The organism is Bremerella cremea, assembly GCF_039541315.1.
Lineage (GTDB): Bacteria > Planctomycetota > Planctomycetia > Pirellulales > Pirellulaceae > Bremerella > Bremerella cremea.
In genome coordinates this window covers 37,493-49,642 of record NZ_BAABFZ010000001.1, presented here as the reverse complement: position 1 = coordinate 49,642, position 12,150 = coordinate 37,493, and the positions used below count along the sequence as shown (strand labels likewise).

Genomic DNA, 12,150 nt, shown 5'->3' with positions numbered 1-12,150 from the left:
ACCAGGGTGGTGTGGGCATTCCGTGTACACTTTATCGGAGGTCACTTGGCCGGATGATGATCCGGAAACCACGCGTCGAAGATGGCGCACAACTTCGTCAACTGGTCGCCAACAGCGAGGAAATTGATGACAACTCGTGTTATCTCTATTTGCTGTTGTGCCAAGACTTCGCCGACACCTGTGTGGTGGCGGAACACAATGGATCTGTGGTTGGCTTTGTCACCGGTTACACCCCGCCTGACAGGCCGACTTCTTTGTTCGTTTGGCAAGTCGTCGTCGCACCGGAAGCGAGACGCCAGGGCTTAGCCAAGCGGATGCTTGAAGCATTGATTGCTCAGTTTCCCGGACAGAGGCTCGAGTGGGTCGAGGCGACAATCACGCCTGGCAACCAGCCTTCTCGCCGGCTCTTTGATGCCCTGGCGCGTTCCCTCGAGACGAAAATCGGCTATACGCCGTACTTCCTCGCGGAACACTTTGGAAACTTCTCCCATGACCCGGAAGAACTTTGTCGGGTCGGCCCCATTGGCCCCAATTGAAAGAGATCATGAATATTATTGACCGAATGGAATCAAACGTTCGTAGTTACTGTCGTTCGTTCCCTACAACGTTCAAGACAGCCAAGGATCACCTGATCATCGATGAAAACGGCAAGTCGTACATCGACTTTTTTGCCGGTGCAGGCTCGTTGAACTATGGGCACAATAACGAAACGCTGAAGCGGGCGTTGATTGAATACATTGAAGGGGACGGCATTACGCACGCCCTGGACATGACCACTGTCGCTAAGAAGCGCTTGCTGCAGTCGATGCAGGATGTACTGTTCGCCCCACGCGGGATGGACTACAAGGTGATGTTCCCTGGACCAACGGGAACCAACGCCGTCGAGAGCGCACTCAAGTTGGCTCGTAAGGTCACGGGCCGTCGCAACGTGATTTCGTTTACCAACGGTTTTCACGGCATGACGCTTGGTTCGTTGGCAATTACCGGAAACTCCGGCAAGCGTGCCGGTGCCGGTGTTTCGCTGCACGATACGACCCACATGCCATTCTGCGATTACTTCGACGCCGAGACCGATACGATCTCGATGATCGAAAACTACCTGGCAGACAATAGCAGCGGTATCGACAAGCCAGCGGCCTTCATTTTGGAAACTGTCCAGGCGGAAGGTGGCGTGAATGTCGCTTCCAAGACCTGGCTTCGTCGAATCGCCGAACTGGCCAAGAGCTCGGGCGCAATGTTGATTCTGGACGATATCCAGGTCGGTTGCGGTCGAACAGGCCCGTTCTTCAGCTTTGAATTTGCCGACATCAAGCCAGACATCGTCTGTTTGTCGAAGTCGCTTTCCGGATACGGTTTGCCACTGGCGATGGTGCTGATGAAGCCGGAGTTCGACGCTTTCCATCCTGGCGAGCACAACGGTACATTCCGTGGTCACAACCCGGCCTTCGTGACCGCCGCAGCGGCGATCGAAGCCTATTGGCGAGATGATCGTCTCTCGAAGGAAGTGCACGAAAAAGCACGGATGATCAAAGAGACCTTCCTCGATCTGGCCGACCGTTACGACGGAAGTGTCCGAGGTCGCGGCATGATTCAGGGGATTGAATTCCCGGATCATTCGGTCGCCGGGAAGATCTCGAAATCGGCCTTCGGTCGTGGTTTGATTGTCGAAACCGCGGGTCCTGACGACGAAGTGTTGAAGGTTCTGCCGCCATTGACCATCGAATACGATGCACTCAAGGAAGGTCTGGCGATTCTTACCGAATCGGTCCACGAAAATCTGAAACCGCAGTCGGCGTCCAAACCGGCCGTGACTGCTAAGTCGTAGGTTTCCTCGCGGAACCTGTCGCCGGTACGGCGGCACATGAAATGGCTTCAAATGGGGCCTCTGCAAATGTAGAGGCCCTTTTTCTTTAGATGTGTCCAGGGCGAATACGTCCTGCGATTTAGATAGGAGAGATCCAATGCTCGTTCGAAGTTTGACTGATATCAAAGGCACCGACGCCGACGTTGAAGGTGGCAACTGGAACAGCCGTCGCTTGCTGTTGGCAGGCGATGGCATGGGCTTTTCCCTGCACGATACGATTCTGCGAGAAGGCACTACGACACCGATCCATTACCAGAATCATCTGGAAGCGGTTTACTGTATCGAAGGGCATGCCACTGTCGAACTCGTCCCCAGTGGCGAAAAGTTCGAGATCAAGCCAGGCACCGTCTATGCCTTGAATCTAAACGACAAGCATCTGCTGCATGCCCATGTCGACACGCGAATGGTATGCGTCTTCAATCCGGCGGTCGTTGGTAATGAAGTGCATGACGAGAACGGCGTTTATCCAGCGCCTGCCCAAGCCACCAGCTAGTCAGGCGTTGCCGCCAAACGAAGAACCCTACAGGCCGTCGTCACGAAAGGCGACGGTCTTCTCGTGGTTCGTATTCTGCAGAGATCACAGGTTCGGCATCCAGGTCGGCGGCTTCCATCAATTCGACGACCTGCTCTAGCGAGGCCACCAGGCGGCGTTGCTCTTCTTCATCAAGCGACGTCACGCGATTAACGAACTGTTCTTGCAATGGCGTTGGAATGCCGGCTAGACGCTGGGTTCCTGTTTCCGTCAGATGAATCAGCACGCGCCGGCGATCAGGACTGTTGCGAATCCGTTCGATTAGCTGGGCACGTTCCATCCGCTCGAGAATTCGAGAGACGGTTGGTGCGGCGAGACCGACTCGGGCCGAGACCTGGGCGGCGGTAACTTCGTCTTTTTCTTTCGACAGATCGCGTATCGCCCGCAAGCAAAGTAGCTGCGGAAGCGTCAATCCCGAGTTTCGCGAGAGAGATCGCGAATATTGGGAGGTCTTCAGAATGACTCGACGAATGGCCCGCAACATTCGTTCGACGAGATCATGTTCTTCCATCGGCGAGAGATTTTGTGCGGGAGGATCGTTTAGCCAGGCAGTCCCCACAATCTAGCCCCCGACTCGATTTATGTCGATACCTTGGACCGGCGAACTTAGTCGTCTCAAATTCTTGGGATGTTTATTCTTAAGTATTCAAAAGTTGTTGGCAGGTCAGATGCCTGGGGGGCGTGCGGGAATCAACATCTTGACTCTACTAGACGACTGGTCTAATATCGCAGAAACACCCCCTTATGAACGGCAGGTATCCAGGACGTGGGTCACGAGACAAAACTCGACATTATCGAAGCTGGTCGCAAAGCGATGATTGCGAAGAGCTACAACGGGGTTGGTTTGAACGAAATTCTGACCGACGCCGGGGTGCCCAAAGGCTCGTTCTATCACTTCTTTAAGTCCAAAGAAGAGCTGGGCGTCGCAGTGATCGAGGCGTCGGTGGTCGAGAACGCTCAGAAACTTCGGCAAGCCTTAACAGACCCTAAGTTAACACCGCTGAAGCGATTAGAAAAATTCTTCTATTCGGCCCGCGACGATTTCCATTCCCGGGAATTGCGGCAGGAATGCTTGATTTGTAAGCTAGCTTTAGAGTTGTCTTCTCTTAGCGAACCACTACGCAATGCCGTGCAAGTCGGCTGGCATCAGTGGCGAGATATCATGGCCGATTGCTTGCGAGAAGCCCAAGAGGCGGGCGAGATCTCGGAAGAGCACGATCCAGCAAGCCTGGCCGAATTCATTGCCTACTCATTCGAGGGGGCCATGATGCGAGTTCAGGTAGATAATCACATTCGACCGGTGAACCTCTTCTTACATTTTGTATTCCAGGTATTACTGAAGCAGGCTGCGTGAAACCTCGCGCCGTTGGCTGGCATCGATAACAAGACGACTGGTCTACTAGAAAACGTCAAAATATGGAATTAGATAAGATGGCGAAACAATTCGGGATCGCACTGGCCGGACTCGTGCTGATGACGGCTCCCGTCCTGGCACAAGGGCCACCCACCGCGGTACGTGCCATGCCGGTGGTCAAGCAATCGGTTGAACCGCATCATCGGTTCACGGGCAGTTTAAAGGCGGTCGCTCGTGGTAGCGTCGCCGCTTTGGAAGATGGTCGTGTTCTGGAAGTCACCGTACGTGAAGGTGCCACCGTCCAGAAGGGTGACGTCATTGCTCGAATCGACTCGCGTCGACTCGAAGCCCAAAAAGGGGAAATGGAAGCCGCTTTTGGAACCGCAGAAGCGTTGATCGCTCAGCGGGAAGCGGAACTGCGGCAAGCCAATCTCGACATGGATCGCTCGGCGAGCTTGATTCGCAACAATGCCATCTCGAAACAGCAGCACGAACGGAGCGAAACGGAACTGGCCATCGCTCAGGCCAAGCTCGATACCGATCGTCGACGTCTCGATGAAATCCGTCGCCAATTGGAGCTGGTGCAAGTTCGTCTCGACGACACGATCGTGCGTGCTCCTTACGACGGTCAGGTCATCATGCGTCACACCGAGCCGGGCGAATGGATCCGTGCCGGTGAGCCATTTGTCACGCTGGTCTCGACCGGGATCGTCGAAGCCTGGTTGGAAGTTCCAGAACGCTATGCAGGCATTGTCTCGCAGTATTCGCAAAATGTGCCAGTCACGATTGTAGGTTCGGATCGCAAGTTCGTTTCGGCTTCGGCCAAACGCGTTCATGAAGTTCATCCTCGCACGCGTACTTTCCAGTACGTGCTGACGATCGACTCCGACGATGCCATGCTGACGCCGGGGATGTCGGTCGAAGCCTGGTTGCCGACAGGTCCCGCCGAGCCTGCGTTGACGGTGCCCAAGGACGCGCTGATTCGTTCGGCTGGTCTGGCTTACGTTTTTAAAGCCGTCCCCGGCGAAGCAGGGCCGACGGCCGTTCGTACGCCAGTCTCGGTGAAATTCCAGACGGGATCGCTGGCGGTAATCGAGTCGGCACAATTGGCCGAAGGTGACATGGTGGTGGTCGAAGGGAACGAACGCTTGTTCCCTGGCATGCCGATCGCCGTGACCGATGTGGCGGAAGATCAGACCCAGACGGCAGCGAATGTCGCCGGTCAGCCTCGCTAGTTATTTGCTTGCCTGACCAGGACTGATTCTGGCAGCACCTTCGCACGAATTGCGATAAGACAACCACCTTAGGAATACGTAATGAACTTCATCCAACTTGCGGTCAGACAGCCGATTACGGTCGCAGTCGGGGTGATCCTTAGCCTGATGGCCGGTGTGCTGGCCTTCACGCGGATGCCAATCCGCATGACGCCTGAGGTGAACTCGGTCGTCGTCTCGGTGATGACCTATTGGGAGAACGCTTCGGCTCAAGAGATTGAGTCGGACGTGATCGAGCAACAAGAACGCCGACTGGGCGATCTTTCTGGTTTGGTCTCGATGACCAGCATCAGTCAGCCAGGCTCCGGACAGATTCGTCTTGAATTCATGACCGGAACAAACATCGATGACGCGATGGCGGAAGTCGATCAGAAGCTTTCGGAAGTGTCGGGCTATCCACCGGAAGTCGATCAACCGCAAGTCGAGGATTTCGACCCAGAATCGGTCGACTATATCTCGTGGATTGGCCTGGCATCGACCGACCCGAACTTCGATGCAACGGTTCTGTACGACTTCATGGAACGCCGACTACGACCGCGCTTCGAGCGTATCCCAGGCGTGTCGCAGGTCGGTATCCGCGGGGCACGTGAACGCGAGGTTCAGATTCGCGTCGATCCGTTCGCACTGGCCCAGCGTGGGATCACCTACCAGGAACTGGTCAACGCACTGCAGTACAACAACGGCAACTTCTCTGGCGGTAAGCTGCCGGAAGGCAAGCGAGACATTCGTGTCCGTAGCGTTGGTCGTTTTCGCGATGCCGAGTGGGTCGAGAACCTGGTGATTCGTCGCGAGGCGACCGGTCCGATCTATCTGCGCGACGTTGCCACCGTCGAAGAAGGTCACAAAGAGTTGACCGAATGGGTTCGTGCCCGTGGCCAGACGATGCCGTTCTTCAACTTCATGTTGGAGAGTGGCGGCAACCTGCTGGAAACGATGGATGGCATCAACGCAGAAGTCGCCGAGCTGAATCAACCAGGCGGCGTGCTCGAGCAGGAAGCGAAGCGGCTGGGGATCAACGGCACGCTGGAACTGGTCCAGACCTACGATGCCACCACCTACGTGGTCGACGCCATCGCCCTGGTTGAAAGCAATATCATCATGGGTGGTCTGTTGGCCATCGCGACGCTGCTGTTGTTTTTGCGATCGCTCCGTACGATCGGGATTATCGCGATCGCCATTCCTATCTCGACCATTGTTGCCGTAGTGATCATGGTGGCGATGGGCCGTTCGATGAACATCATCTCGCTCGCTGGGATGGCATTCGCGGTCGGGATGGTGGTGGATAATGCGATCGTGGTGATCGAAAACATCTTCCGCCATATTGAAATGGGCAAGTCCGCCACACGAGCCGCGGTTGATGGCACACAAGAAGTTTCAGGCGCGGTGTTGGCATCGACGCTGACGACGTTGGTGGTGTTCTTCCCGATCCTGTTGATTGAAGAACAAGCTGGTCAGCTCTTCCGCGATATTGCTCTGGCGATCATGGCGGCGGTGGGTGTGAGTTACGTCGTCTCGACGACGGTGATTCCTTCCGCAGCGGGGCAGTGGCTGAAAGCGAAGGCGATTCAAGAGCATGCTTCGGAATCGGCGATCATGAAGAACCCCAACGCCAAGCCGAAGTCTTTCGGCGGACGCGTCTGGGCAATGTTCATGAAGCTGACCGATGTGCCAGCGATGGTGGGCAATACGGTCTACATGCTGATTGGAAGCTGGTTCACGCGATTGCTGGTGATTGGTGGTTTTGGCGTGGCGACAATCGTTGGGATTTGGTTCCTGGTTCCGCCGCTCGATTATCTGCCTACCGGCAACCGTAATATCGTGCTCGGTATGTTGCTTCCACCGCCTGGTTACAACGTTGATCAGTTGTCGGAGATCGGCAACCGGATGGAAAATGTCATCAAGCCAGCGTGGGAAGCCGCCGGCGACAAGTTCGGCGCGGAAGCGGTCCTGCGTGGTCACGAGTGGAACGGTGAAGACGAACGTCAGCCGGTCCCAATGCCAGGCACAGAAGAAACGGTCTTGCCTCCGCCGCTGGAGCACTACTTTTTGGTGGCATGGGACGGACGCGTCTTTCAGGTTGGTATCTCGAAGGATAAGCAGAAGGTGGTCGATACTCTGCCACTCTTCACGCAAGCTGCCGGTGGCGACAACGCCCCCGGTGTGATTAACTTTGCTTTCCAGATGCCACTGTTCCGCACCGGTGGTACTACCGGGTCGGCCATTAAGATTGATCTGATTGGGGATGATCTCGACCGTGTTAGTAGCTCGGCGGGCGCTTTGCTCGGGAAGCTGGTCGAAGGGTACGGACCATACTCGGTCACGCCGGAACCAACGAACTTCGCACTGCCGACCCAAGAGATTCGCATCACGCCGAATGACGAACGTCTGCAGGACGTGCAAATGACGCGTCGCGATGTTGGCTATGCGGTCGCGGCGAATGGCGACGGCATTTTGTTGCCACGTGCTTTCGACATCGGTGGCGAGTTGAAAGACTTGAAGATCATCAACAACGAAGCTCTGCAAAGCGATCCGACCAACGCGATGTTCAATTCGCCGTTGGCCACGCCAGGCGGGGCGGTTGTCGACTTGTTGAGTCTGGCCGATCGCGAACATGTGGAAGCGGCCGATCAGATCAAACACGTCGACCGCCAACGTGCCGTGACGCTGCAGTTCACACCTCCACCAGGGTTGCCTCTGCAGGAAGCGATCACCAGTGTCGAGGCCTTGGTTAGTGAACTTCGTGAAGCGGGAGCCATTACGCCCGATGTCGAGATGCAGTTGGCAGGCTCGGCAGGCCAGCTTTCTCAGATTCGTGAAGCCCTGATGGGTGACGGAACCTGGGTGGGCACGCTGGGGAGCTCGTTGTTCCTGGCGTTGGCAATTGTTTACTTGCTGATGGTCGTGCTGTTCCAAAGCTGGACCTATCCGCTGGTGATCATGGTGAGCGTGCCGTTGGCGCTGCTGGGTGGTTTCGCCGGGCTGGCCTTGGTGCACGAGTGGAGCGTGGTCGATCGTTACATGCCGATTCAGAACATGGACGTGCTGACAATCCTTGGCTTCGTGATCCTGGCGGGGGTGGTGGTGAATAACGCGATCTTGATCGTGTATCAGACCATCAACTTCCTGCAAGGTCGCAGCGAAGAAGGGGAAGACGTCAGCGATCTTTCGCCTCGAGAAGCGATTTCCAAGAGTGTCGAAAGCCGAGTGCGTCCGATTTTGATGAGCACGCTGACTTCGGTCGGTGGTATGTTGCCGCTGGTGCTGATGCCCGGTTCGGGTAGCGAACTTTACCGCGGACTGGGGGCGGTGGTGGTGGGTGGCCTGGTCGTGTCGACCGTCTTCACCATGTTTCTGGTGCCAGTGCTGTTGAGCGTGCTGTTCGACATCTGGAAGCCGCAGCAAGTCGAGATGGACGTCTAATACCAAGACGCCTCGTTAATAACTTTCCGGAGGACGATAGGGGTTATCCTTATCGTCCTTTGTTCGTTTCATGGCAGTCTCGGACGGCTCTTCTTTCGACACTGGCCAGGCCATCGCAATGACCTTCGGCAGGTTCGCGACGATGGCAAAGACCACCATGATCGTCACCAGGACTTCACGTTCTGATTCAGGGCCTGGGACGTAGATGACCGAGCCAAACAGCAACGCGATCAGAAGTGCCAGGACGGTCAGGACCGTGCTGATCGAATGATGCATCTAGTCGTAGTCCTGCTCGGGTTCCGCCCAGGCAGTCGCTTCGCCGTCGTCGTCGACTTGCACATGAATCACATGAGGTCGGCAACAGACAGGGCAGTCTTCCACAAACTGCTGATCGTGACCTTGCGAGACATCCAGCGGTATCACGATCTCTTCGCCACATGCATTGCAGGTGTAATTGATTTCGGTCTGCATCATCGTCTTAAATCCTTGATTAGCTGCCCCCGCATCCTCCACAACCGCCACATCCTCCGCCACCACAGCTTGACCCGCAACCGCTGCTTCCACAGCCACTACCTCCGCAGCCATTCGATCCACAAGCAGCACCGCACCCGCCGTGATTCATCTGCGATCGCTTGACCTCTTCGTGAAGATGATTGTACTCACCATAAGACAGGTACGAGAGTCCGAAGATCCCGGCCGCCAGAAACACTTCGTCGGCCGATAATGGATCCGAGCTGCGCGCGACTGGGCTCAGTTTCGCGTGTTCGGTTCGGAGTGACTTGAGCACTTCTTCCCCTTTCGGCGTGCGAAATGATCTTCGGAATAATAGAAATGCCATAACGACCGAAGCAAGCCCGACGACCAGCAGAATCCCGACCGGCTTTCCTCGGTCGAATCCGACAACAAGCTTGGCGAAGCAAAGGCCAGTGATTGCCAGCATGGTCAGGGAAGGAACCCAGCGGCGAACGAACGGTTCGCACGGATTTGGTTCCAATAGCCCCATCTCTTGCAGTAATGCTCCTTCTTCTCTGGCTAAGGGAATTGCCTTCGCAACCAACTTGCCAAGTTCACCTGGTTTACTGGAGGGGGCCAATCCATAGATTAATCGATCGAGCGAAGTTGCATCGTCTGGCAGAGGACCTGCGACGGTAAGTTGGTATGTCTTGCCTTTCAGCCAACCGGCTGGGATTTCGGTCATCTTCAGGACACCTTGTTCCATCAGCTTGGCGATGACCGCTAGTACCAGCCCTTGGGGGCCTTGGCTGAGGTAGACCTTCCGCGAGCTCGATTCGACATCGATCGGAACCAGTGGATCATGCATCGGATAGAAAAAACGAATGAAGATCGCCACGACAAAACCGAAACCACCGACAAGGGCCAGAAACGTTAGGAACGATGAAGCATTGAAATCCAACGGAGCGAGCCCTGCCGGGGCATCCGCCGCGCAGCCACCCGTCATCAGCATCGGAGCCACCAGCAGTATTGCCATGGTGAACCACTTCAGTGGGTTGCGAGGAATGATGAAGTACTCGGTTGCGTTGACCCAGCGGCTATCGACGACCGATTCCATTTGCTTGCCAGGCGGTGGCCAGATATCGGCTGGCGGTTCTTCCTGAAAGAACGTCCGATAGCTCTCGAGGGTCTTGGTGTACCAGTCCTCGAACTTCTCGGTTTCGACTTCGCCACCCAGCGTTGGGCAATGATGGAGTGGCCGTGGCAGAACTTCACCGCAAAGTTTCTGCCAATAGCTTTTGGTGTAGGTCAGATGCAGGTGCCAGGCCTGGTCGACCGCTTCGCTGGGCGAGATTGCGTGACCGGCGACCATCGAGAGCAGTAGAAAGCGGCGGTACTCGTCGACGACGCGTTGGGCATATCCTAAACGCCAGCCATTCTCGCGAGCGAGTCGGGCAGCAAAGGTCAGCGTGGTACCTTCTTCGTCGAACTTGAACTCCGAGAGTTTTTGCCAGAGCGATTGTGCTTCAGCTTCCATCGAGACGATTCCTTGCGTACTGCTGGAAAGCAACCTGAGCGGACGAGACGCGGCAAATAGTTGCCGATCAATCGGCGACACCCTATTTTAAGGGATGTCGAGGGAAGGATGCGACCAGGAAATCAAGGTTCCTGGTGTCGCTGTTTTCATCTCGATCTGGTCCCGTTTCTGCCTGCCCCCCATGCCAACCTCGTACAAGACCGGTGGTTCCCAATGACCTGGCGAATTCCTTTCTCGCGACGTGCCTTTCTCAAGTCATCCGCCGCCGCCATGACCTTGGCGGTTGGACCCAAGGCAGACGCAAGCCTTGTAATTCCACCCTATCAAGCCACGGGCGTGCGGACCGGGGAAGTCACGCCGACTTCGGCGATTGTCTGGACACGGAAGACAGCTAATATCTCTCGGAACCGGGACGGTATCGTCTTCACCAAGCGAGGTAAATCGGAAGAGGCTCTCAAGACTCCGGTCGCAGATATTGAAGGCGCATGCCCAGGCCGCGCAGGTGAGATTCGATTGAGATATGCACCGGAAGGTGAATTCAAGCATGCTCAAGAAACTGCCTGGATGCCGGTCGATGAAGAAAACGACTTTATCCATCAGTTCGCACTGACCGATCTGAAGCCGGACACAAAATACTGGTTCGAGAGCACGACGAAAGATAACGGTCGAGCACTCAACTCTATTGATGGAAGGTTCCGCACGGCACCGTTGCCCGATGCTAAGACGCCGGTGCGTTTTTGTGTGATGACCTGCCAGGGCTATCCCGATCGTGATCATCGAGAAGGACATCCCATCTATCCCGCAATGCAAAAAAAGGATCCGGCCTTTCTTTCGCTGACGGGAGATCTCGTTTACTACGACAACGATGCCCCGAGCGCGATGACGGCCGATCTGGCTCGATTGCATTGGCAGCGGATGTTCAGCCTGTCGCGACTGCGAGAAACACTCGGCAAGGTTTCTGCCTATTGGCTGAAGGACGATCACGATACGCTCAGCGACGACTCGTGGCCAGGCCGAAGCTATGGCGATCTGACCTTCGAGGACGGGCAGAAGATCTTTCGCCAACAGGCACCCCTGGGAAGCGATTCGTATCGAACGTTTCGCTGGGGCCAATATCTGCAAATCTGGCTGACCGATGGACGTGATTTCCGTTCACCGAACAAAATGCCAGACGGTCCCAACAAAACGATCTGGGGCGAAGAGCAGAAGGCGTGGTTCAAGAAGACCGTCAGCGAAAGCGACGCGACCTGGAAAGTGCTGATCAGCCCCACACCACTGGTTGGGCCTGATCGAAAAGGAAAGAACGATAATCACGCCAACGCAGGCTTCCAGCATGAAGGGGACGAACTACGAAGCTGGATCCAAGAGAACGTGCCGGACAACTTCTTCGTGGTTTGTGGCGATCGCCACTGGCAATATCATTCGATCCATCCAGAAACGGGCGTGCAAGAATTCAGCGTCGGTGCGGCCAGCAATTCGCACGCAGGCGGAACGCCCGGCCGCAATCCCAAGTATCACCAGTTCCACAAAGTCCAAGGTGGGTTTCTGAACGTCGAAGTCGATCGAAAGGACGATCAGCCGCGGATCGTGTTTCAGTTGTGCGATGTTGATGGCAACGTTTCTTACGAGAAGGCGTTCTTACGTCCGTCCACCTAGAACCTGTCAGATGGTACCTTGTTAGAGCCGCGGCAATGAATGCGGCGAATAGGCATCGAA

Annotated in this window: 11 protein-coding genes; 7 read left to right on the top strand and 4 right to left on the bottom strand. The window is 55.8% G+C overall.

The features are described 5' to 3' along the window. Positions 1 to 53 precede the first annotated feature (53 nt). The 3 genes from ectA to ABD890_RS00205 all read left to right on the top strand — a co-directional run bounded on the left by ectA (position 54) and on the right by ABD890_RS00205 (position 2,357). A complete protein-coding gene (ectA, locus tag ABD890_RS00215) occupies positions 54 to 536 on the top strand; it encodes a diaminobutyrate acetyltransferase (RefSeq protein WP_345084150.1) in 483 nt (160 codons plus the stop codon). Positions 537 to 544: 8 nt separating this feature from the next. After that, positions 545 to 1,825: a diaminobutyrate--2-oxoglutarate transaminase gene (ectB, locus tag ABD890_RS00210; RefSeq protein ID WP_345084147.1), complete on the top strand. Its 1,281-nt coding sequence runs from the start codon at positions 545 to 547 to the stop codon at positions 1,823 to 1,825. A 136-nt stretch (positions 1,826 to 1,961) separates the two neighbouring features. Next, on the top strand, positions 1,962 to 2,357 hold the full coding sequence (locus tag ABD890_RS00205; protein ID WP_345084144.1) for an ectoine synthase: 396 nt from the start codon (positions 1,962 to 1,964) through the stop codon (positions 2,355 to 2,357). Positions 2,358 to 2,397: 40 nt separating this feature from the next. On the opposite strand, the gene ABD890_RS00200 is transcribed toward ABD890_RS00205, so the two are convergent. Then, on the bottom strand, positions 2,398 to 2,907 hold the full coding sequence (locus ABD890_RS00200; protein ID WP_345084141.1) for a MarR family winged helix-turn-helix transcriptional regulator: 510 nt from the start codon (positions 2,905 to 2,907) through the stop codon (positions 2,398 to 2,400). Between the two features lie 255 nt (positions 2,908 to 3,162). On the opposite strand from ABD890_RS00200, the gene ABD890_RS00195 reads away from it, so the two are divergent. The 3 genes from ABD890_RS00195 (at position 3,163) to ABD890_RS00185 (ending at position 8,444) form a co-directional block, all read left to right on the top strand. Further along, the gene (locus tag ABD890_RS00195; protein WP_345084138.1) at positions 3,163 to 3,750 is read left to right on the top strand and encodes a TetR/AcrR family transcriptional regulator; all 588 of its coding nucleotides are present in this window, start codon (positions 3,163 to 3,165) and stop codon (positions 3,748 to 3,750) included. A gap of 77 nt (positions 3,751 to 3,827) precedes the next feature. Continuing rightward, positions 3,828 to 4,985, top strand: coding sequence for an efflux RND transporter periplasmic adaptor subunit (locus ABD890_RS00190; RefSeq protein ID WP_345084136.1), 1,158 nt, complete (start codon positions 3,828 to 3,830; stop codon positions 4,983 to 4,985). A gap of 81 nt (positions 4,986 to 5,066) precedes the next feature. Further along, the gene (locus ABD890_RS00185) at positions 5,067 to 8,444 is read left to right on the top strand and encodes an efflux RND transporter permease subunit (protein ID WP_345084133.1); all 3,378 of its coding nucleotides are present in this window, start codon (positions 5,067 to 5,069) and stop codon (positions 8,442 to 8,444) included. Between the two features lie 15 nt (positions 8,445 to 8,459). On the opposite strand, the gene ABD890_RS00180 is transcribed toward ABD890_RS00185, so the two are convergent. Genes ABD890_RS00180 through ABD890_RS00170 form a run of 3 tightly spaced genes read right to left on the bottom strand, consistent with a single transcriptional unit; the run spans position 8,460 to position 10,434 of the window. Further along, the gene (locus tag ABD890_RS00180) at positions 8,460 to 8,720 is read right to left on the bottom strand and encodes a hypothetical protein (protein ID WP_345084130.1); all 261 of its coding nucleotides are present in this window, start codon (positions 8,718 to 8,720) and stop codon (positions 8,460 to 8,462) included. Further along, the gene (locus ABD890_RS00175; protein ID WP_345084127.1) at positions 8,721 to 8,918 is read right to left on the bottom strand and encodes a CPXCG motif-containing cysteine-rich protein; all 198 of its coding nucleotides are present in this window, start codon (positions 8,916 to 8,918) and stop codon (positions 8,721 to 8,723) included. A 16-nt stretch (positions 8,919 to 8,934) separates the two neighbouring features. Next, on the bottom strand, positions 8,935 to 10,434 hold the full coding sequence (locus ABD890_RS00170) for a TIGR04222 domain-containing membrane protein (RefSeq protein WP_345084124.1): 1,500 nt from the start codon (positions 10,432 to 10,434) through the stop codon (positions 8,935 to 8,937). Positions 10,435 to 10,647: 213 nt separating this feature from the next. On the opposite strand from ABD890_RS00170, the gene ABD890_RS00165 reads away from it, so the two are divergent. Beyond that, the gene (locus tag ABD890_RS00165) at positions 10,648 to 12,090 is read left to right on the top strand and encodes an alkaline phosphatase D family protein (protein ID WP_345084121.1); all 1,443 of its coding nucleotides are present in this window, start codon (positions 10,648 to 10,650) and stop codon (positions 12,088 to 12,090) included. Positions 12,091 to 12,150 lie beyond the last annotated feature (60 nt).